At 48.1% G+C, this 22646-nt stretch carries 19 protein-coding genes; 5 read left to right on the top strand and 14 right to left on the bottom strand.

The window, feature by feature from the left end:
* Positions 1–21: 21 nt before the first annotated feature.
* Entirely contained in the window at positions 22–525 is a 504-nt protein-coding gene (locus LZG94_RS11090) for a DUF4468 domain-containing protein (protein ID WP_215233453.1), read from the bottom strand.
* A 195-nt stretch (positions 526–720) separates the two neighbouring features.
* Between LZG94_RS11090 and LZG94_RS11085 the strand changes: the two genes are divergently transcribed.
* Positions 721–1509 (top strand): alpha/beta fold hydrolase, encoded by a 789-nt coding sequence (locus LZG94_RS11085; protein WP_233791947.1) that lies wholly within the window; start codon positions 721–723, stop codon positions 1507–1509.
* 97 nt (positions 1510–1606) lie between these two features.
* Complete coding sequence (locus LZG94_RS11080) at positions 1607–3409, top strand: hypothetical protein (protein WP_233791946.1); 1803 nt, start codon at positions 1607–1609, stop codon at positions 3407–3409.
* Here LZG94_RS11080 and LZG94_RS11075 read toward each other — a convergent pair.
* The 10 genes from LZG94_RS11075 to LZG94_RS11030 all read right to left on the bottom strand — a co-directional run bounded on the left by LZG94_RS11075 (position 3366) and on the right by LZG94_RS11030 (position 16034).
* A complete protein-coding gene (locus tag LZG94_RS11075; RefSeq protein WP_215233450.1) occupies positions 3366–4430 on the bottom strand; it encodes a response regulator in 1065 nt (354 codons plus the stop codon). The two genes, LZG94_RS11080 and LZG94_RS11075, sit on opposite strands and share 44 nt — an antisense overlap.
* 11 nt (positions 4431–4441) lie before the next feature.
* A complete protein-coding gene (locus LZG94_RS11070) occupies positions 4442–5686 on the bottom strand; it encodes a PAS domain-containing sensor histidine kinase (protein ID WP_233791945.1) in 1245 nt (414 codons plus the stop codon).
* A 76-nt stretch (positions 5687–5762) separates the two neighbouring features.
* Positions 5763–7127 (bottom strand): oxygen-independent coproporphyrinogen III oxidase, encoded by a 1365-nt coding sequence (gene hemN, locus LZG94_RS11065; protein ID WP_233792097.1) that lies wholly within the window; start codon positions 7125–7127, stop codon positions 5763–5765.
* Positions 7128–7234: 107 nt separating this feature from the next.
* Positions 7235–7936, bottom strand: coding sequence for a sulfite exporter TauE/SafE family protein (locus LZG94_RS11060; protein WP_233791944.1), 702 nt, complete (start codon positions 7934–7936; stop codon positions 7235–7237).
* Positions 7933–8406, bottom strand: coding sequence for a FixH family protein (locus LZG94_RS11055; RefSeq protein WP_233791943.1), 474 nt, complete (start codon positions 8404–8406; stop codon positions 7933–7935). Before LZG94_RS11055 ends, LZG94_RS11060 begins: the two co-directional genes overlap by 4 nt.
* A 12-nt stretch (positions 8407–8418) precedes the next feature.
* Positions 8419–9837, bottom strand: a complete 1419-nt coding sequence (gene ccoG / locus LZG94_RS11050) for a cytochrome c oxidase accessory protein CcoG (protein WP_233791942.1) — start codon at positions 9835–9837, stop codon at positions 8419–8421.
* 73 nt (positions 9838–9910) lie between these two features.
* Entirely contained in the window at positions 9911–10924 is a 1014-nt protein-coding gene (locus LZG94_RS11045; RefSeq protein ID WP_233791941.1) for a cbb3-type cytochrome c oxidase N-terminal domain-containing protein, read from the bottom strand.
* 222 nt (positions 10925–11146) lie between these two features.
* The gene (gene ccoN / locus LZG94_RS11040; RefSeq protein ID WP_233791940.1) at positions 11147–13294 is read right to left on the bottom strand and encodes a cytochrome-c oxidase, cbb3-type subunit I; all 2148 of its coding nucleotides are present in this window, start codon (positions 13292–13294) and stop codon (positions 11147–11149) included.
* Between the two features lie 47 nt (positions 13295–13341).
* Positions 13342–13497 carry a cbb3-type cytochrome oxidase assembly protein CcoS gene (gene ccoS / locus LZG94_RS11035; RefSeq protein ID WP_233791939.1) on the bottom strand — a complete coding sequence of 52 codons (156 nt, stop codon included), beginning with the start codon at positions 13495–13497 and terminating at the stop codon, positions 13342–13344.
* A gap of 65 nt (positions 13498–13562) precedes the next feature.
* Entirely contained in the window at positions 13563–16034 is a 2472-nt protein-coding gene (locus LZG94_RS11030) for a heavy metal translocating P-type ATPase metal-binding domain-containing protein (protein ID WP_233791938.1), read from the bottom strand.
* Positions 16035–16210: 176 nt separating this feature from the next.
* Here LZG94_RS11030 and LZG94_RS11025 point away from each other — a divergent pair, with 176 nt between their 5' ends.
* The gene (locus LZG94_RS11025; protein WP_233791937.1) at positions 16211–16966 is read left to right on the top strand and encodes an MBL fold metallo-hydrolase; all 756 of its coding nucleotides are present in this window, start codon (positions 16211–16213) and stop codon (positions 16964–16966) included.
* A gap of 66 nt (positions 16967–17032) precedes the next feature.
* Positions 17033–18361 carry a Gfo/Idh/MocA family protein gene (locus LZG94_RS11020; RefSeq protein ID WP_233791936.1) on the top strand — a complete coding sequence of 443 codons (1329 nt, stop codon included), beginning with the start codon at positions 17033–17035 and terminating at the stop codon, positions 18359–18361.
* Between the two features lie 17 nt (positions 18362–18378).
* Here LZG94_RS11020 and LZG94_RS26550 read toward each other — a convergent pair whose 3' ends face one another.
* The 3 genes from LZG94_RS26550 to LZG94_RS11010 form a co-directional block, all read right to left on the bottom strand.
* Positions 18379–18774, bottom strand: a complete 396-nt coding sequence (locus tag LZG94_RS26550) for a type II toxin-antitoxin system VapC family toxin (RefSeq protein WP_409013258.1) — start codon at positions 18772–18774, stop codon at positions 18379–18381.
* Complete coding sequence (locus tag LZG94_RS11015) at positions 18765–18992, bottom strand: hypothetical protein (RefSeq protein WP_233791935.1); 228 nt, start codon at positions 18990–18992, stop codon at positions 18765–18767. Before LZG94_RS11015 ends, LZG94_RS26550 begins: the two co-directional genes overlap by 10 nt.
* 148 nt (positions 18993–19140) lie before the next feature.
* Positions 19141–19737, bottom strand: a complete 597-nt coding sequence (locus tag LZG94_RS11010) for an OmpH family outer membrane protein (RefSeq protein WP_233791934.1) — start codon at positions 19735–19737, stop codon at positions 19141–19143.
* Positions 19738–19847: 110 nt separating this feature from the next.
* Between LZG94_RS11010 and LZG94_RS11005 the strand changes: the two genes are divergently transcribed.
* Positions 19848–22589, top strand: a complete 2742-nt coding sequence (locus LZG94_RS11005; protein ID WP_233791933.1) for a PQQ-dependent sugar dehydrogenase — start codon at positions 19848–19850, stop codon at positions 22587–22589.
* The last annotated feature ends 57 nt before the right edge of the window (positions 22590–22646 follow it).

Genomic DNA, 22646 nt, shown 5'->3' with positions numbered 1-22646 from the left:
GCATGAATCCGGCCATTTTCTTTAAAACGCTTCGTAATCTTTTACATGCCCTCGCAGCTCATGAAGTATACTATTGAACTTGACACTGAGATGCGTATTAAATGCCAGTAACTCTTTTTCTGATTTCAAAATGGTGCGGATCGCATTGAATTTGCCGTTTCCGACATCCAGCAGTTCCACATTGTAAATTGTCGCCCGATATTTGCGATTAACACATTCTATTACAAGCGCATATCTGAACTGATACAACCCACCCGAAGTCAATTCGGAGCGGGGGATATTAATGCTAGTCATAGCCTGCACGACAAGATCGCCGGTTTCTTTGTCAGAAACGAGGACTTTTCCATCAGGATGAGCCTGTGCTACCCAAAGTCTTGCGCGGCGAAAAAGATCGATTTCAGCGACTGAGCCGCAATCAACCGTTTCTGAAATAAATATTTTCTCGTTTTGTGGTGGAGAAAGAACCGGACTTGCCTGTGTGATCATAACAGAGAAACAGATAATGAAGAAGGATAGTTTTAACATTTTGAAGGCTTTTAACATGTTTATCAGATTCGCAAAATTGAGACCGTCCGCAGACCGGTGCAATTCGACTTATCCAACGGTACAAAATCAGCCGTGAAAGGTTCTGATGATTGTTAACATAGTTTAGAAGCGATTCAATTATCCTGTGAAAATATAAGGATTATTTTGCTGGGGTGTATTAAAATAGGAATGATTATGCAAAACGAATTTGGATTTCAATCTGGTTACGAGCAGGTTAACGGCATTAAAATGTACTACCAGATCCACGGTGCCGGCGACGTTCCGCTCGTTCTCGTGCACGGAGGCGGCTCTACGATCGAAACGACATTTGGTAACATCTTACCTTTTTTCACACAAACCAGAAAAGTGATCGCTGTTGACCTGCAAGCGCACGGCCGCACCGGTGATCGCGAAGCAGGCGTTAGTTTCGAGCAGGATGCAGACGATGTAGCCGGTCTTCTCAAAAACCTGAACTTCGAAAAGGCTGATTTTCTGGGATTTAGCAACGGTGGCAGTACGGTATTGCAAATTGCGAGCCGCCACCCGCATTTGGTCAGGAAATTGGTAACCGTTGCAGCGACCTGGAAAAGGGCAGGCCTGATCTCCGGATTTTTCGAATTTATGGAAACTGCTACGCTGGACAATATGCCTCTGCCGCTACAAAGTGCCTACCTCGAAGTGGCTGAGAATAAGGAAGGCCTGCAAGTGATGCACGACAAAGACCGCGACAGAATGCGCGCATTTCAAGACTGGCCGGAGGAAATTCTCACCAATCTCGACGTGCCTGCTCTCATTATTTCAGGTAATCAGGATGTGATCACGATCGATCACGCGGTGGAAACGGCGAAGCTTATTCCCCGTGCGGAGCTGCTGATACTGCCGGGTATTCACGGCGCTTGTATCGGGGAAATATGCGCGGCCCGGCCGGGTAGCAGAATGCCGGAATTCACAGCGGCAGCGATCGGGGAGTTTTTGGATAAATGATGACATTTCTCAGTTGTCGCAGCAGATTCTGTCAGTTTTTTTGAATTCGGCCAGCGATACTTTTGGATGCAGATTGTTAAATCTAATCCAATAAAATATGTCGCATACCTTCCATATTCCGGTTCTCGGGCTGGGATATTCCATTGATACGCCCGTAAAAGTTGCTCACTTCGGTATTTCTTCCGTTATCTCAATCGTCGATGATGAGCTGATCGAACGAATGCGCGGATACTATTATAAGCAGCTGGGCGAGCATTTCGAGCCAATTTCAAAATCAACAGAAGATTACCGCGCCCGGCGGATCACAGATTACCTTAACCTGATCAGGCGCATTGCCGACCAGCGTTTTAAAAGCTTGATCCAGTCACCATTCCAAAATAATTCCGAGATCGACCATTACTTTCAGCTGCTTCCGGCGTCGTCGTCTCTGAAAGCTGAATATGAAAAGCTTCGCCGCCTGCCGAGCACTCTGCGGACTGCCGCCGAAGCAAGGTTGCGGGCGCAGCTTACGCAGGGGGAAATTGATGTGAATATCATGTCGAAGGTCGATAAGGTGAATAGGGACGGGGAAGGCGAAAGTCTGGGAGATATGTATACCGACGCCCTGGCTGCTATGCGTGGTTTTGCGGAAAGTAACCTGCAATCTTCGCTCGTTTTGTCAGCCGGGATGAATCCCAGGCTATATAGCTATCTCGAGAATTTCCCAGATTTTTTTCCCGATTCGAAAGGCGAGTTTAAGAAAAAGCTGATCCTCAAAGTGAGTGATTTCAGATCTGCACTTATTCAAGCGAAGTTTTTGGCTAAAAAAGGAATCTGGGTTTCTGAATTCAGGGTTGAATCCGGGCTGAATTGCGGCGGGCATGCATTTGCCACGGAAGGTTACTTGCTGGGACCTGTGCTGGAAGAATTCAAAGTGAAACGAGAAGAAATGCGTTCCGAGCTTTTTGAACTTTACCGCGACGCACTTACTGGTAAAGGATACCAGATTCCGCAGGCTCCCAAGGTAAAAGTGACCGTGCAGGGAGGCATCGGTACAGCTGCTGAAAATGATTTTTTAATACAACATTATCAACTCGACGCTACGGGCTGGGGGAGTCCCTTTCTGCTCGTGCCGGAGGTTACAAACGTAGATCAGGAAACGCTGGATGCGCTGGCTGCATCGGAAAGTGAGGACTATTATGTCAGCGATTCATCCCCCCTCGGAGTACTATTCAACAACTTCAGGAAAAGCAGCGCCGAGCGCCAGCGGCTTGACCGCATTGCAAAAGGCCGGCCGGGAAGTCCATGCCACAAACGTTACCTCGTTTCGGATACGACATTCACAAAAGAGCCTATTTGCACTGCGTCTCGGCAGTTTCAGAATTTAAAGATCAAACAGTTGCGCTCTTTGAATCCGGCGAATTTAGAAGAGCAAATCGAAAAAGTAACGGAAAAGCTGTGCCTTTGTGATGGGCTAACTACGGCCGCATTGCTGAAAAACAACCTGCTCAATCCACGCGAAAATAAAGCGGTAGCAATTTGTCCCGGACCAAATCTCGCCTGGTTTTCGGGTATATTGACACTGGATGAACTGGTAGGTCACATTTATGGAAAAATCGATCTGCTTTCAAGAAAGCCGCGGCCGCACATGTTCATGAACGAACTGCGGCTTTACGTCGATTATCTGAAAAAAGATATGCAGCGCTTTGCAGGTTCCGCAGATGTTAAGAAGGAAAGATATTTTGCAAAATTCAAAGATCAGCTCCTCAACGGAATTGCTTATTACCGAGAGCTGATCCCGCTATTAAACGAACCTGAGGCTATTCAAAAAGAAATGCTGACACAATTGGCCAGCATTGAAAATGAGTTAGTACCGGTTAGTTCCGCATCCGAAGCAGCTTGTCATATTCCAAAACGGTGATCAGGCTGCCTTTCATATCGACCAGCTTTTCATCCTTGAAATCAGAGAGGGTACGGATCACAGTTTCGGTGGCCGTACCCACAATGGAAGCAATATCCTCACGCGTAATCGACATCGAAAACGGCTTGGTACGATCCTCCTGGTAACGTTGGACCAGCATCACCAGCGCCTGTGCCACCCTTTTTCGTACAGAATTGTAAGCGAGTTGCAGCAAACGCTCCTCCCGTTCCTTGATTTCGTTCGAAAGCATTTTGATAAACTTCGAAGCCACTTCACGGTTCCCCTGCAATAGCTGAAAAAAATCGTCTTTGGGAATCATCGCCACTTCCGCTTTTTCCAGCGCGATCGTCGATTCCTGATAAGGCTCGCCCTGTAAAAGATCGAGGTACCCGAAAAAATCGCCTTCCTTATAAAGGTCAGTAATGTATTCCTTTCCGTGATCGTTGGATTTATATGCCTTTACCTTTCCCGTTTGAAGGAAATAAACGTGGGAGGGGTAGCTGCCTTCGGTATATACGGTCTCTTTCTTTTTTAAATGCTTAACCTTCTTGTCCTCAGCAAGTTTTGCGAACAAGTCGAAGGATTTTGCCTCTTCAATGAATCTGTCCAGTCCGTCGGCCGAGCGATCGAATTGTTTTTTGAGGCGGTCACTCTTTTTCAGGCGCATTTCAACTGCATTCAACAGTTCCACGTCATCGTAAGGCTTGGTCAGGTAGTCGTCGGCGCCCATCGTCATCCCTTTCCGGTAATCGTCTTTTTCAGCTTTGGCAGTCAGAAACACGAACGGAACGTGGGCGGTGCGCTCGTCTTTTCCGAGCATGTGCAATACCCCGTAGCCGTCGAGCTCTGGCATCATGATATCGCAAATGATGAGGTCGGGCTCGTAGCTGGTCGCCAGCTGTACACCTTCTTTTCCGTTTTGCGCGGTCACTACCTCGTAATTGGCCAGTTCGAGAATTTCAGCCGTATTCTCCCGCATTTCGGGATTGTCTTCGATCAATAGTATCTTCTTGGTTTCCAATTGAATGCGTTTTAAATGTCTGTTTCTATAACCGGGCCGGCGGGTGCGTGATTGGGTAGGGTAAGATTGAAAATAGTGCCTTTACCGGTGTCGCTTGTAAAATCGACTTTGCCGCCCATCAGGTCCATGTAGTTTTGAACGATATTGAGCCCCAGCCCGGTACCCTGCGTATTTCCCGCATTCTGAGCGCGAAAAAAGCGGTCGAAAATATGAAGCTGGTCTGTTTGCGGAATACCGATTCCCTGGTCTTCTACCTGAATATCAATCGATTGTTCCCCAGTTTTTATTCTTAAATAGATAGATCTGCCTGCCTCTGAATATTTAATCGCATTGGAAAGCAGATTGAAAAGTACGTTGCGCAGAAGTTGCTTGTCCAGCCACACTTCCTCAGCGCCTTTGTAATCAAAATATATAATTTGCCCCTCTTTGCATTGATTTCTGATCTCCTCAATGAGGTTCTGAGAAAATTCGCGCAGGTTCGTCTGCACAGGAATACTTTTCACGCGGCCTTCTTCGAGTTTTCCAATGGACAAAAAATCGTTTAATATCTCAGTCAGGTTTGCGACGGTCGACTTGATACGCTGTACATGTTTCTGGCGTTTTTCCTCATCTTCCGTTTTCGGATATCGCCCGATCAGCGATGCCGAGGACAGGATGGTAGCGAGCGGCGTGCGAAATTCGTGGGAAGCGATGGTCACGAACTGGCTCTTCATATTGTTCAGCTCGCGCTCCTTTTTCAGGGCTCTGATCACTTCCTCCTGCGATTGCTCCACACGCTGAATAGCCAAAGCCAGCTCCCTGGTGCGTTGTTCCACGCGTTCTTCGAGTTCCGCATTCAGTTTCTGTATTTCAAGATTGGCCTCGATAATGCGGTTTTCCTGCTTTTTTCTTTCTGTTATATCAATAACAAAACTCACTACAAACTCTCCGTCGGAGGTTTTAAACGGGCTCAGACTTACTTCAACCGGAAACTCGGAACCATCACGGCGCCGCGCAAATAGGTCCATCATGTGCCCCATACCTCTTGCCCGGGGCATTTCGAGGTAGGTATCGCGGTAGCCGACGTGGTTTTTTGAATAGCGTTGCGGGATGAGCGTTTCGATCTTTTTGCCTATCAATTCCTGATCGTGGTAACCAAAAAGCTCCCTGGCCTTGGGGTTCAACATTACAATACTGGCGCTTTTATCCACCACGACGATTCCTTCCGTCGCGTGTTTAAACAGTGCGTCCAGCATTTCGATGTGCCGTGTAATCACCTGGGTATGGATTAGAATATCTGTATCAAACATACCAAGGTACTTGACTCATGTGAATGGCGCAAGGAAGCGCCGGTTAAATAGTTTGGCTAAAAAGATTAGTTTGCGGCAGATCTGCCCACAATCTGGCATCGAATGCCATGCATATATTACGGACAAATGCCTTCCCTTTTTCAGTAACGCGGAGACCAAAAGGTTCTATTTCGATCAGCTCGTCTGCTTCCAGTTCCGATAGTCTTTCCAGCGCCTGGTACACTTCTTCACTTGTTTCGGACGGAGAATGCCAGGAAGTTTCAAAACGCGTCATCAAGTGTAGTATATGTTTGCGGAGGATCAGGTCTTCGCGGCTGAGCAGGTGGCCTTTGGTAATCGGCAGCTCATTCGCGGCGATCCTTTTATAGTAATCCTCCACCTTCTTTTCATTTTGAACATAACCCCACCAGGAGTCACTGATGGAAGAGGCACCGAGGCCGATCAGCAGCTGCGTGCGGGTGTCGGTGTAGCCCATGAAATTACGGTGGAGACGGCTTTCCTGCTGGGCGATGTACAGTTCGTCTGTTTCCAATGCGAAATGATCCATTCCAATGTCCTGATAACCTGCGAGTTCCAACGCATTTCTGCCTGTTTCGTAAATTGCCATTTTCTTATCGGCATCTGGAAGGTCAAGTTCGGTAAAATTGCGCTGCCCGGGTTTGATCCACGGGATGTGGGCGTAGCTGTAAAACGCAATGCGATCCGGTTTGAGCTGGATCACGCGCATCATCGTCTGCATCATCGAGCACAATCTCTGTTCGGGCAGACCGTAAACAATGTCATAATTCACAGAAGTATAGCCGATCTCCCGCGCTTTTTCGGTGAGGTGACGTACCTGCTCGAAGGTCTGGTGGCGGTTGATCACAGCCAGCACGAGCGGGTTAAAATCCTGGACACCAATACTGATCCGCCTGAAACCTGCATGGAAAAGCGCGACCAGATGTTCGTCGGTCGTATTTCCGGGATGTGCTTCAAAGCTGAAACTGGCTTTCGGGTGCACAACTGCTTTTTTGAGCAAACCTTCAATTAACCGCGTGAGGTTTTTGGGGCTGAAAAAAGTGGGTGTCCCGCCGCCCAGATGCAGTTCGCGGATCACGGGTGTATTTTCACCAAACACGGAAAAATACATTTCCCACTCTTTCAGAACTGCATCGATATATTTGTTTTCTACGCCATGGTTAATCGTAATCCGCGTATTGCAGCCGCAGTAGGTACACAGACTTTCGCAAAAAGGAAGGTGTACATATAAGCTGATACCCTCTGTCAGATTGGAAAATGTAAAGGCGTCGTGAACGAGTTCCTTCCATTTTGCTTCACCGGGAGGCGTTTTTTGCCAGTAAGGTACAGTGGGGTAGCTGGTATATCTGGGGCCGGGTGTATTGTATTTGAATAACAAATCCTTATCCATCGTAGTATTTGAATGTAAATGATCTTGTATCAAAACTAGCCAGGCTGTCATTTTCAAAACATGATGCACGTCATGAAAAAAACATACTTTAATGGGTCTCTGAAATGTTATTTACAAACGGTAACCGACGTGGCATTACCTGACTGAGGCTGCGGCAGCTCTGTCAGAAACCCACGGGCGACCAGCCAGATACCGGCCAGTGCGAGTACGAAAGGAGTGAAATGATTGATCTTCGATCGGATCGCCGGGGTGATCTTTTGCCGCGCGAAACCCACCGCGAGCATAGCCGGAAATGTGCCCAGTCCGAACAGCAGCATATAAATGCCGCTCCCTGCTATCGAGCCCGTTGCGACGGAACTCAGCAGTGCCATATATACCATTCCGCAAGGCAGTAATCCATTCAGAAAACCGAGCAATGCGGATTTTTCCAGATTACCGCTTTGCAATAACAGCGCCATTTTCTTTTTTAATTCACTTACTATTTTTACCCAAAAAACCGGCGGACGAAAGTGGCTATTAAACGAACCGGGCCAGAAAACGTACAAAAGCATTGTGAAACCCACAGCAACTGAAAGGTATTTAAGTAACCCGATCCACGCCAGCGAAGCGCCGATAGATCCGACGAGCAAGCCCAGCAGAACATACCCGCCTGCACGACCAAAATTATAGGTAAGCAACCCCGCCGCCTGCCGCCACCTGCTACCCTTGTGTACGGGCATTGCGAGCGCGATCGGGCCGCACATTCCAATGCAATGCAGGCTGCTCACGAGTCCCATTGTCAAAGCCAGCAGGGGCAGGGCTGTGGTCATTTTTGGGGTTGATTTGTAGTTTGTTCTAATGTCAGCACACCTTCGTTCCAATAGGTTTCCGGGCCGGCTTGCCAGTCAAATTGCAGGATATACCTCCCGGCCGGACTATCTTTTAGCGAGATAAGCTGTTCGTTATGAATCGGTTCGAGCTTGAATGTCCGGTCGTTTTGCTTATTTGAAGGACAATATAAATTCAGTTTGCCTGAGATCGAATGGTTTGTAAAACCTTTGGGAAAATGAATGCGGATCTGGTCGCCTGCCAGTTCCCACGAGAGCGGCTGCGGCAGTAACAATGCACGCTTCGTCTTATCGATCTTCTCCTGAAATTTCAGTTCTGCATCGTAGTATTTATCCGTAGCCAGGTCGATTTTCTGACTTGCGCTCATTCCTACAAGTGTGAGGATCAAGATCACAAATCCGAGATAAACCGCCGCAATTCCTGTTCCCCAATTCATTTTCAACTTTTTCATATCTATTTTCAATTAATCCTGTGGTGCCATAAATGTGGTTTCAAAGTCTTCGAGGAATATATCACCCTGGTAAACAGACATTTTGATCACTGTTTTTCTGTTGGGCAAACTGGTTTTTGGTATCGTGACGAACACAGTTCCCTCTGCCATTCCCGCAGGCTGCATGGTAAGGTCGGGTGAGCCGGCGAAAAGCAACGTACCGTCCGGCGCATTCAGGCGGATCGTCGGTGTGATCGTCCTGTTTGTTTTATTGAATATCTTAAATGTGTATAAGTTGCTGACAGTGTTGTCTTTATTTTCGATATACCGGCTGCCGGGCGTGCGCAGAAACGAAGTTTGCGTGTCGCTCCTCGTGGCGATCATACCCACCAGCCCGCCGCATAGCAGCAGCAACACAGCCGCATATCCCCACACCCGCGGACCAAAAGATTTGCCGCTTTTCCGCTCGATCTCATTCTCGGAAGTGTAGCGGATCAGCCCTTTTTTGAAATCAATCTTTTCCATGATCGCGTCGCAGGCATCAATGCAGGCGGTGCAGTTCACGCATTCCATCTGGTTTCCATTCCGGATATCAATGCCAGTCGGGCAAACTGCCACACACTGGAAACAATCGATGCAATCGCCATTTGTGCGGATTTCATTTTTATGAAGTTTCCCCCGCGTTTCGCCCCTTTCGTGATCGTAGGCGACTGTAATCGTGTTCCTGTCGATCAAAACGCTTTGTAATCTCCCGTACGGGCAAACAACTGTACAAGCCTTTTCGCGCAGCCACGCAAAATTGAAATAAAAGATTGCAGTGAATGCGACGATCCCTGAAAACAGCGGGATATGGTCTTCCAGAGGTTCATGGACGATCCTGGAAAGTTCATCAACCCCCACAATATAGGCCAGCAGCAAATTGGCGATCACAAAGGAAACAGCGAGGAATATGCTGTATTTCAATGCTTTCTTGAATAGTTTGTCAGCAGTCCAGGGTGCTTTGTCCAGCAGCTTCTGTTTTCCCGCATCCCCTTCGATCGCATATTCGATCTTCCTGAAAACCATCTCCATAAAAACCGTTTGCGGACAAGCCCAACCGCACCATAACCTGCCAAAAACGACCGTAAACAGCACGATCATCACCATGAAAGTCAGCATCATTACCCCGAAAAGCCAGTAATCCTGCGGCCCGATGAAGAGTCCGAAAATGATGAATTTCCTTTCCAAAACATTCAAAAGCAGGATAGGCTGACCACCGATATTGATAAATGGGGTAATGAATAAAATGCTGAGCACGGCCACAGAAAATACGACGCGTCGGTTATGCCACTTGCCTTTCGGTTTTTGGGGATAAAGTTTGCTGTCGGCTTTTAGCTGTTGGCTGTTAGCTTTTAGCTGTTGGCCTCTGGCTGCCGGTTTCTGATCTTGTGGAATATAATTGGGGATGCTCATGGGGTTTTGAGTTTTGGCTGTTGCCTGTCAGCTAAAACCTAATAGCTGAAACCTAATAGCTAATAGCTAACACCTAATAGCTAACGGCTAAATCCGTACTCAACAGCTCGCCTTGCGGCTCTTTTGGGCTGGCGGGTTTGGTGCCTTTTAGAGAAATGACGTAGCTGGCCACCTTTTGAATGTCGGTGGGGGAGAGCTGTTTTTCCCAGGAGATCATCCCTTTTTCAGGAACACCATATTTGATCACTTTGAAAATATTCTGAATACCCGCGCCGTGGAGCCAGTAATCGTCGGTCAGGTTGGGGCCGACTGTACCACCACCGTCGGCGCCGTGGCAGGCTGTGCATTTTTCCTGAAAAATCGTTCTTCCTTGTTCCATTACCGCTGCTTCTGTGAGTAAAGTCACCGAGTTTTCGTCCAAACTTGCACCTACTTTGGCCATATAGGCTTTTTTGTCAATTTCCGCCTGCGCGACCTCGTTTTCCAGCTCGGCGAGTTGCAAATCACCAAATCCACCAAAATAATAGGCTGAATAACCGATCGCAATAATGATCGTAGCAATGAAAAGGGATTGCAGCCAGGGCGGCATCCTGTTGTCTAGCTCCTGGATACCGTCGTAATCGTGGCCGTCGATCAGGATCTTCTTTTCATCGCCCAAAGCGACGCCAATACCTCTGAACTTCCGCCACCATTCCGTAAACGAAACGGTAGGTTTACCATTTTGAACTGAAACCCTCTGCATCAGCGACCACGCGTTCACCAGCAGTATCACCAGCTGAATGGAAATGAAAAACAACCCGGCGAGTACGACGTAAAACAGCAGGTCGGTGCCGGTAATGGCCCTCACTTTTTCGGTTTCCTGGGCAAATGCAGACAGCCCCGTGCAGCAAAAGAATGCGACCGACAGTATCGTTTTTTTAACAATACCATCATTCAGCGGCAGGCTACGCATTTTGTTAAGCGATTTTTTGTCAATGCTGAACACATAAATCAGCAGTCCAACAAAGAATACAAAGAATATGATCAGCGAGATAAGCGGGAAAATCCCCACACCAGCGATCGTTTCAAGATAAGTCCGGAATTTCATGTTTCAATTTTGAATGATTGAATGATTGAATGATTGAATGAGGGAGGAGGGAGGAGGGAGGAGGGAGGAGGGAGGAAGGAGGAAAGGGAGGAAGGAGGAAGAACCTAAACTTTAAACTAACGTCAAGCCCGAACTACCCCAAACCACTCCGAACAATATCCAACTACACAGTCCCCCTTCCTCCCTGCGCGGGCCGCCTTTCCTCCATCCTCCCTTACTCCCTTACTCCCTTCTAATATCCGTCCCCAGCCGCTGCATGTATGCGATCAATGCGATGATTTCTTTGTTTTCGCTGGTTTTGATACCACTTTGTTTCAGCCGTTCCTGGATCTGTTTCGATTGCTGGTGCAGGTTTGCATTTGCCTCGTTTTCAAACCCTTTTGCATAAGGTACACCCAGCTGCTGCATCGCTTCGATCTTCGCTTTGGTGTTGCTGGTATCGAGGTCGTTTTCCAGCAGCCAGCCATATCTTGGCATAATAGAACCCGGCGACATGCTGGTAGGATCTTCCATGTGATTGTAATGCCATGAATCAGGATACTTGCCGCCGATCCGGTGCAAATCGGGGCCGGTACGTTTGGAGCCCCATTGGTGCGGATAATCGTAAACGAACTCGCCGGATTTGGAATATTCACCAAACCTTTCAATCTCAGAACGGAAAGGACGGATCATCTGCGTGTGACAAACATAGCATCCTTCGCGGACGTAAATATCCCTTCCCTGCAATTCCAGCGGGGTATAAGGCTTCACGCTGGCGATCGTGGGCACATTGGACTTGATCAGAAACGTCGGTATCATTTCAATCATCCCGCCTATTGCGACGGCGATCAGGGAGAATATTGTCAGTGCCATTGGTTTGCGTTCAAAGATCCGGCGGTGCCAGTATTCGCTTTTCGGCGCGTGCCAGATCGCATTGAGCGGCATGGCTTTGGCAGTTTCAGTTGCAGAAAGATTTCCTTTCAGCGCGGTCATCCACAAATTGTAGATCATCACGATAAACCCGATGATATATAAGGTACCACCCACACTTCTCAGGAAATACAGCGGTGCAAGCTGGGTTACGGTTTCGAGGAAATTAGGGTATTTAAGCAAACCTTCCTGCGTAAATTCCTTCCACATTGCACTCTGTACCCAGCCAGCCCAGTACATAGGAACCGTATAGAAAATGATCCCCAGCGTACCGATCCAGAAGTGGAAATTGGCGGCTTTCTGAGAATATAAAGGTCTGTTGTAAATGCGTGGGAATAGCCAGTAAAGGATACCAAAAGTCAGAAACCCGTTCCAGCCAAGTGCGCCTACGTGCACGTGCGCTACGATCCAGTCGGTATAATGCGCGATGGCGTTGACGTTTTTCAAAGAAAGCATCGGGCCTTCGAAAGTAGCCATTCCATAAGCTGTGATCGCTACGACCATGAATTTCAGCACCACATCTTCCCTCACCTTATCCCATGCGCCGCGCAGCGTCATCAACCCATTCATCATCCCGCCCCAGGAAGGTGCGATCAGCATGATTGAGAATACGGTCCCGAGCGTTTGCGCCCATTCGGGTAATGACGTGTAAAGTAAATGGTGCGGGCCTGCCCAGATGTACAGGAATATCAGCGCCCAGAAGTGAACGATCGATAACCGGTATGAATAAATAGGCCGGTTGGCCGCTTTTGGCAGGAAATAATACATCAAACCCAGGTACGGCGTGGTCAGGAAAAACGCGACTGCATTATGTCCGTACCACCACTGCACCAGCGCATCCTGCACACCAGCGTACACAGAATAACTTTTGAAAAGTGAGATCGGCAATGCAATACTGTTCACCACGTGCAGCATCGCCACGGTTACGAAAGAGGCGAGGTAGAACCACACTGCCGCGTAAATGTGCTCGGTCCGGCGGTTGATCGTAGTCATGATCAGGTTCACCAATGCAGAAACCCACACCACCGCGATCGCGATATCAAAAGGCCATTCAAGTTCAGCGTATTCTTTGGAAGTGGTAATACCCATTGGCAGCGAAATCGCCGCGCCGACGATGATCGCCTGCCAGGCCCAAAAGTGAAAGCGGCTCAGCATCGGGCTCCACATCGGCGTGCGCAGTACCCGGGGTGCGGAGTAGTAAAGTCCTGTGAAAAAGCCGTTTCCGACAAATGCAAAGATCACTGCATTGGTATGCAGCGGGCGAATGCGGCTGAATGTAAGAAATGGCAGGTCCATATTCAGGTTCGGAAATACGAGCTGAAATGCGGCAAGCAGGCCGACCAGCATACCGACCAGACCGAAAAGTATGGTGGCAAAGGCGAAGTCCCGGACGATTTTGTTGTCGTACTGAAACTCATCCAGTTCAACATGGGCCAGGTCCGGGTGGGGAACGTTTGACATAATTGGAAGGAATTGGTAGTAAAATATTGTTCAGGTGAATCGGGTAACTAGTTTGCGTCTTCGGGGTTATCGTCGAGCAGGATCCGGACGGAAGGCGTGTAATCGTCGTCAAAATGTCCCCTGCGGACCGACCAGATAAATGCGCCCAGAAAGCCCAGGGCGACTATTAAACTGGCAAAAATTAAAAGATATAACGCGCTCATCGGTCAGCTGCTTGGTGTATTAATGGGTCAAAACTACGGGCGTGCCGTTTCGTAAACCCTGACTTTCAAACCTGCCTGTTTATGACATTCGTCAGCTTTCCAGTCGCCCTGCTTGCCGCGATATTGCTGGCGGCTGTCGTGAAAGCCACGATGGTAATGGAGCTGAGCGGCATCAGGATTGCGGCGATAACGGGGGATAACGCGCCGGTTACTGCAAAGGAAAGTCCGGCGACATTATACAGCAGCGAAATTGCAAAGCTTTGTTTGATAATGCGTTGGCCGGATTTTGCGAGCCGGATATAAGCGGGCAGGAGCGACAATTGTGCACCTTCCACGATCGCGTCGCAGGCGGGGGAAAAGTTGTTAATATCGTCGGAAACGGCCAGCCCGACTTCGCTTTGCCGCAGTGCGCCTGCGTCATTCAATCCGTCGCCGACCATTAATACGTTACCTCCCTGATTTTGCAGTTTCTGGATGAAATCAAGCTTCTCCTGGGGTTTTTGTTCAAAATGAATAGCACTGGCGTCTCCAAAAATGCCGGTCAGGTATTCCCGGTCGGTTGGTTTATCACCTGAAAGCAGGAAAGTTTGAATACCTGCCTTTTTCAATGCGAGAATCGTTTCGGCCAACTCCGGGCGATACTTGCTTTTAATCGTAAACTGACCGGTTATCTGCCCATTTATCGACACAAAAACTTCTGAATTACGGTTTGCTTCGCCTTCCTCCAAAGTAACGCCAACCCAGCTTGCGGACCCGATCTTAACTTCTGTTTTTCCCCAAAGTGCGCGCATCCCTTTGCCAGCCACTTCGGTAAAGCCCGACAACTCGCGCCGGCTTACAGCAATTCCCGGCAAATGCTTGACAATCAGCCGGCTCAGCGGGTGTGAAGACTGTACAGCCAGCGTTTTAATGATCGTCAGTTCATCAATATCCAGGTCGCGGCCTACGTAATCGATCACGGCGTCGTCGGACAAAGTAATAGTCCCAGTTTTATCAAAGACAACCGTATCGATATGAGATAGTCTTTCAATGGTGTGGGCGTTTTTTGGATAAAAACGATTTTTACCAAAAAGACTCAAAAGGTTACCATTGGTGAAGGTGGAAGACAGCAACAATGCACACGGACAAGCTACCAAAAGGGTAGTAGTGAATGCGAGAAAGGCAGTTTCATGATTATTTAATACAAAAAACCAGACAAGAAAAGTAACGACTGCAATACCGAGCACAGTGAGGGAAAAATAGCGATTGATCCGGCCGGCCAGCGTTTGGTTCGGGTCACCTTTTTCTTTGTTAAATGCCTCATTGTTCCATAGTTGCGTAAGATAACTTTGCGAAACTCTTTGCAAAACTTCCAGCTCAATAGCTGTTCCTTTCTGCTTGCCGCCGGCGTAAATGGTATCTCCTTTGGTTCGTTCCACCGGCTCGGCTTCGCCTGTCACAAAACTGTAATCGATCAGTGCCTTTGCACTTTTCAGAACCGCATCTGCGGGTATCAGTTCCTCGTTCCTGACCAGAATATGGTCGCCTTTTTGGAGCTCTGTGATCGGTTTTCTTGTTTCTGTATCCGCATTCAAAACAGAAACTGCGACTGGGAAATAGGATTTGTAGTCCCGGTCAAAAGCAATTCCTGCGTAAGTTTTATCCTGAAAATACCTGCCGATCAGCATAAAAAAGACTGCGCCTGCGAAGGAATCAAAATAGCCGGGGCCGGTTTGGAAAATGAATTGGTAGAGGCTGAGCAGATAGACGCAAAGTAGTGCCAACGCAATAGGCGCGTCAATGTTCAGGTAACGTCCTTTCAGCGCCGACCAGGCAGATTTGAAAAAGTCGGCCGCGCAATAAAACAGTACCGGCAGGCTCAATGCAAAGTTTAATGCCCCAAAAAGCAGCCGCAGATCCTGGTCGGACGTACTCTGGCCCAGATGAAAATACTCCGGAAAACTGAGCATCATGATATTCCCGAATGCGAAACCCGCGATGCCGATCTTGTATATACGCACGCGGTTCCACTTCTGTTTTTGCTTTCCTTCGAGATCGTCGAGGCTGAGGTAAGGCTCGTAACCAATGCGGGTGAGCAGGGTAGCGAGCGCGCTGAGCCGGATCTGGCTGGCTTCAAATGTGATCCTGACTTTCTTTTCGGGAAAATTTACGACCGAACTCCGCACGGCGGGATTGAGCCGGTACAAATGTTCAAGCAGCCAGATACACGAGCTGCAATGCATTTTGGGCAGGTACCAGTTCACGGCGGTCAGTTTTCCATCTGTAAATTCGATCAGTTTTGAAGCCACTTCCGGTAAGTCCAGATAGTCGAATTTCCCATTGAAAAACCCTGGGTCGGGTGAGATACCCTGCGCGCCGTCGATGGTATAGTATCGGCATAAGTCGCTCTCTTTCAGTAGATCGTAAACCAGTACGCAGCCTTCGCAGCAAAAAGTGTGGTTGTCGGTATGTAAAACTTCATCCTTGCAATCCTCGCCGCAGTGGTAGCAAGTGTGTGAAGTCTGGGTATCGTTTTTGGAATATGAAAAGGTACTCATGGTCAGAATCTGTTAATCCTTCTCCAAAATTGGGGCAATAGGGAAGGTTAAGAGATGAGCCCGGAGGGTTTCAAAAATGACTTTTATCAGATTTCACCCGATTGCCCGATTAGTTTGATGAAAAAATGCCTAATATCATGTTTCTACGGATTTATCAAAACAAAACAAACTAAGGAATGAAAACAAAACTTACACTTTTACTCCTGCTGGCAGTGACTATCTGCCGGGCGCAACTACCCGCTGCCGATGCGGTGCAAACTTCAAAAGGGCCGTTGAGTATTCAGCCACTTAACCACGCGACGCTTTCAATGACCTGGAATGGAAAGACGATCTACGCGGATCCTTACGGTGGTGCGAAAACGTTTCAGGGAATCGCAGCGCCCGATCTGATCCTGATCACAGACATTCACGGCGACCATTTCGACACAACCACGTTGGGTACACTCGACCTGAGCAAAGCGATTATCATAGCTCCGCAGGCAGTAATCGAAAAAATGTCGGAGAAAATGAAAGCGAAAGCTGTGGCGGTAGCGAACGGGCAAACTGTTACAAAACTGGATATTTCGATCACGGGAGTACCGATGTACAACCTGCCCGAATCGGCCGAGTCGCGCCACCCGAAAGGCAGGGGAAATGGTTATGTGCTCAAATTCGGGGATAAAACGGTGTATATCAGCGGCGATACGTCGGGTATCCCGGAAATGCGCGCATTGAAAAATATTGACGTCGCGTTCGTTTGCATGAACCTGCCTTACACGATGGATATCAAGGAAGCTTCCGCGGCGGTTCTGGATTTTAAACCAAAAGTGGTTTATCCCTATCACTACCGCGGCCAGAGTGGATTAAGCGACACCGAGGCGTTTAAAAAACTCGTGAACGAAGGGAATAAGACAATCGACGTGCGTTTGCGGGATTGGTATTCGATTAAGTAAATATGAAGGCATAATAATTGCTCAGCACCTGCTCAACTGTTATCACATCAACAAACTGAGAAGGAAATGCAATCGTCTTCATTTTTTGGAATTCAAAATTTAAATAACATTTCGAGGAAAAATTTTCTGGCGTCGGGCGGCAAAACAATCGCTATCGCGACGCTGGGCGGCTTGATCGGTTCGGTTAAATCGGACCACGCGCAGGCACAAACTCCGGGCAGACCGGGGGACGTGCCGAAAGATGTGGAAGAGCCTATTGTGCTCGAAAAGTGGAAGTCAGAATATGATCAGCAAAGTGGCCCAACACCCACACCGCTTCCTCCCGATCGTCGGGTTGGTTATGCGGTAGTCGGTTTGGGCCATTTGTCTTTGGAGGAGATATTACCTGCATTGGGTTCCTGCAAAAAGTCAAAGTTGGTTTCGCTGGTAAGTGGCAGTCCCGATAAAATGAAAAAAGTCGCTGCGCAATATGGGATTGCTTCCGCCAATTGTTACAGCTACGAAACGTACGATCAGATTAAGAACAACAAGGAAGTGGACGTGATCTATATTGTGCTGCCGAATAGTATGCATAAAGAGTTCACGGTACGAGGCGCGGCGGCCGGGAAGCACATTCTGTGTGAAAAGCCGATGGCAAACTCACAGGCGGAATGCAGGGAAATGATCGACGCCTGTAACAAAGCAAAAGTGAAATTAATGGTTGCGTATCGCATTCAATATCAGCCCCATAACCGGAAATTGCGTGAGCTGGTGCAGAAAAAGGAGTTTGGCGATGTCAAGTTTGTCGATGCACACAACTGCCAAAGCAGCGCAAACCCGGATCATTGGAGACATAAAAAAGCGCTCGCGGGCGGCGGCGCATTGCCGGATATTGGTTTGTATTGTTTGAATACGACGCGCTTTGTATTGGGTGAGGAGCCGGTTGAGGTTTTTGCTTACCAGTATAGTACGCCCGGAAATCCATTGTTCAAGGAAGTGGAAGAAATGGTATCCTGGCAAATGCGCTTTCCTTCGGGTGTGGTCGCGAGCTGCGCGACGCACTACAATGTTCATGAAAGCCGGCGCTACCGGGTTATGTGCGAACGGGGCTGGCTGGATATCGACAAAGCTTATGCGTATAAAGGTCAGGATCTGTCGACTGCCAAAGCCGATGGAAAAATGGAACTGCACCAGAATATCGGTTTAGCCGAAAAGAACCAGTTTGCACTAGAAATGGATCATTTCTCCGATTGCATCATCAAAAACAAACGTCCGTTCACGCCGGGAGAAGAAGGTTTGCAAGATCAAATGCTCATGGAAGCGATCTATCAATCCGCCAGAGAAGGCAAGCCTGTTAAAGTCACTGCACTGGCAGATAACAAGGCACTGCACGGGCCGGAGCCGGAGTTGAATTAGTAATAAAGTAGAGCTGATTAACATCGATTGATCAGCTCTAATGCTTTTATACTTCGAAAATGACCATCCCGTGTAAATAGCGGCATTTCAAACGTAGCGCAGATCGCTGCAATCCAAATGTCATTTTCAGGAATCGGACAGCCCGTATCTTTTAGGCTTTTCTTGAAACTGGCATATTTTAAAGACACGTCAAGGTTTGCGTGTAAAACTTCACAATCTGATATAAAAGACTCGTAACGCGACAGGTTATATCTAACCCGGCTTGAATTTATTGCGCCATATATCAATTCTCCACAAACTACAACCGGCAAATAAATCATGTCGAACGCGTGTAAGCTTTGGATCGTAACCGAATTATTGTTAAGTATTTCGATCGCGATATTAGTGTCGAGCGCAACTTTATTTAATGCCAATCGCTATCTATTTTACCGAATTCGGCATTGATGATCTGTGTCACTTCTTCGGCAGAGCGGTTATCTATTGTTCCTGCGTGTGATAGCACCTGTTCGATATTTCCGGGAGCGCTAAGATTGACTTTGAGTCTTTGCAGAAATGCAAACAGTTGAGATTGCATCAGGTTATTTTCCGAAATCAGTTTGATATCCCGCTGTATTTGTTGTTGTATATTCATAAAGTGACGGTGTATAGATATTGAAATGAAGTACTAAATTAATACTTTTTGCCTTTCTCCAATTTGGTCAACGCACGTTTTGCAGGGCTTACTAATCAAAACGGCCTTCCTGATTTTCAAGAAGGCCGTTTCGCGTATCCAGCGGTTTTTATTTTCGTTGCAGTACTTGAGGTAAGCCCGTTTTGCGTGTTGATGCGGCGGCGGCATTGATGCCCAGATTTTTCATAATGTCGGAGGTGAGGTTGTTGGTGGAATCTTTGGCATATAATACCACCGGCCAGATATCGCCTCCATTCGGGTTCAAATCCATTCTGAGCAGGAATGCGTAGCCTTTTTGCCGCCCGGCGAATATGATCGCTTCGTTCACTTTTTGCTTGATCGGTTCAAACAGGCTGGCGTAATAATTTCGTAGCTCGTTCATGGAGCTGGCTTCGAAATCTTCGTAGGATTTTTTAAGATTTTCAAGCTCGACCGCCTTGTCACGCAGGATAGCCGCGTCGGCTTTGGATGCGGCCAACTTTTCCAAAGCATCCGATTTTAGCCTGAATTCTTCGTATTTACCTTTCAGGATCTTGTCGTACTGTTCACCTTTTACAACGATTTCCTGGTTCAGTTTTTTGAATTCCGGCATGCTTTCAAGAATTCGCTGCTGGTCAACATAACCAATTTTTTGTTCGCTGGTCTGCGCGAAGGCGCCTGTCAGGCAAAGGAGCAGGCAGACGGAAAGTACAGTTAATGCTCTCATTATTATTGAGTTGGTTGGTAAGAGATGGAACGGAAAGCAATAACGGTATTTTTAGTTATTGCGTCAGGTTAAAAAATGTTAAATTGGCACCTATTCCTAATCACCTTGAATTGAAAAATACTTACTCCTTCGCCGGCCTCGTTTTGACCGGCCTGTGCTGCATAAGCTCAGTTTCCAGCCCGGAAAGGGCATTATTCCGTGGGATCGACAATCCCGCCACCTTTGTAATCAGGCCGGATAGTATCGCAAAAGCCGCACCGGATTCGAGCAGGTTCAGCTATAATACGCTGATTTCGGGACTGGATGAGCCGATGGAAATGGCGATTCTGCCGAACTATGATATCGTAGTGGCCGAGAGAAAAGGGGCTGTGCGCTATTTTAACAATGCAACCAAAGAGCTTTCGACCATTGCTCAGTTCAACGTTTTCAGCGGGATTGAAGATGGACTGCTGGGCGTGGCGGCTGATCCCGGTTTCGCGCGCAATAACTGGCTGTATTTCTACTACGGCGTGGCCGGCGACAAGCATGTAAGTCAGCTGGTACGCTTTGAATTGAAGGATAAAAAGCTAGTGGAAGCTTCCAGAAAAGTGCTGCTGGAAATTCCGACCCAGCGGAAATATTGCTGCCATTCAGCAGGTTACATCACATTCGACGTGGACGGACTGCTGTACCTGACCATTGGCGATAACACGAATGCAGAAGAAATTGAAGGCCACAATCCAACGGACGAACGCCCTGGTCGCGAGCTCGCCGACGGACAGGCTTCCACTGCAAACAGTCAGGATTTCAGAGGGAAGATCCTGCGGATTAAACCAACCTCAGACGATACGCCGGGAGCTGCACCTTATAGTATTCCGGACGGAAATCTGTTCCCCAAAGACGGATCAAAAGGAAAGCCGGAGATTTTTGCGATGGGACTTCGCAATCCTTTCCGCGTTTCCATTGACCCAAAAACGAAATATTTGTACTGGGGCGACGTAGGGCCGGATACAGAAGTGCCGGCCAGCGAAGGAAAATTGAGTTATGACGAGATCAACCAGGCGCGGAAACCCGGCTTTTTTGGGTATCCCTATTTCCTGGGAGCCAATGAAGGTTTCCCGGATTATGATTTTGAAACTAAAAAAGAAGGGCCGGGAAAAGATCCGAAGAAACCGATCAACGATTCGCCAAACAATACAGGTATTCAGGAGCTGCCACCCGCACAGCCTGCGTTTATCTGGTACGGAAAGGGCCCGTCGAAAAAATGGCCGTTGGTAGGTAAAGGTGGCGCCAGCGCGATGGCAGGGCCAGTATTTTACAGTGATCAATTCCCGAACGCTCCTTATAAACTGCCGGATTATTACAACGGAAAGCTCTTTATTTTCGACTGGATCAGAAAATGGATCATGGCGGTGACGATGAATCCTGCCGGTGACTATTTGGGTATGGAGCCGTTTTTACCGCAGCTCAAAGTGGTAGCGCCGATCGATATGCAGTTTGCACCAGACGGTTCCATTTATGTGTTGGCTTATGGTACCAACTGGTTTGCGCGCAATACGAATTCCGGCATTATCCGGGTGGAATATTCCGAGGGAAACCGTAAACCGGTGGCTGTGGTAAGTGGCAGCCAGCGGATCGGTGCGGCTCCGTTCGCAGTTTCGTTATCTGCCGAGGGATCAAAGGATTACGACCCTGGCGATCAACTGAGGTTTGAATGGAAAGTAGGAGCGAAAAAAGTATCAGGGCAGGAATTGAAGCACACTTTTACCAAACCGGGCATTTATAATGTAGTTCTAACAGTGACAGATTCGCAGGGCGCACAGGGAACGGCGACTACGGAAATCAAAGTCGGCAATACCCCGCCCTCGGTGCAGGTGATGACAACAGCGAACCGAAGCTTTTATTGGGATAATACCACATTGGATTATCAGGTAAAAGTGGCCGACAAGGAAGACGGAAAGATCAACTCACCCAAAGTGGACGTTTCGTTCAGTTATCTGCCATTCGGGAAAGATCTCGCAGGTGCATTGAGTGCTCCCGCCGGAGGTCCCGCCGGGAATATGCAGTTTGCTGCGACCGAAAAACTGTATGCGTCGCTCGATTGTAAAGCCTGTCACACGATGAATACCAAATCGATCGGCCCGGCTTTGACGGAGATCTCAAAAAAATATGCGACAGACGAAACTGCGGAAGCAATGCTCGCCGGAAAGATTATCAAAGGCGGGAGCGGCAACTGGGGCTCGTACCCGATGCCGCCGCACGCTGATCTTCCGAAAGAAGATGCGAAACAACTCGCTGCGTATATTTTATCTTTAACCAAAACACAGAAAACGAGGCCTCTAACCGGGAATATCAAACTGGAAGAGCACAAAGGAAAGGGTAACGAGGGCGCGTACGTCTTGCTGGCGAGCTACACCGACAGAGGTGCAAATGGCATCGAGCCGCTTAAATCCTCCGACTATATTGTGCTTAAAAATCCGCTTATTCAAATGGAGGATTATTTCGAGGGGAACGCAGGAGTAGTCGTAGCGACGTTGAATACCGGTTTTAATTCCTATATCTCCAATATTACAAACGGGAAATTTGTGCGCTTTAAGGACATTGATCTGAAAAATGTGCGCACGATCCGGCTTCGGGTTCAGGAACATGGAGCTGGTGGAACGATTGAGTTCAGGCAAGACTCAAAAACGGGGCCGCTGGTAGGGAAAACAAAGCTGAACGGGGGCTTTCTGGACGATTTAAAAACGGGTTGGAAAGAAATTGTGGTGCCTGTCGAAGGTACCGGCGGACCGCACGATCTGTTCCTGATATTTAAAAATGAATCAGCCAAATCGCCCTTATTTCATATTGACTGGATGTATTTTGAGCAATAGAAACGGAGCACTGCCAACTAAAACCAAATAATTGGTGTTGAAATTGGCAGTGAACTA

Source organism: Dyadobacter sp. CY343 (assembly GCF_021390335.1).
Classification (GTDB): Bacteria; Bacteroidota; Bacteroidia; order Cytophagales; family Spirosomataceae; genus Dyadobacter.
Note: the sequence above shows the minus strand (reverse complement) of the source record. Positions and strands in the feature narration are given on the sequence as shown.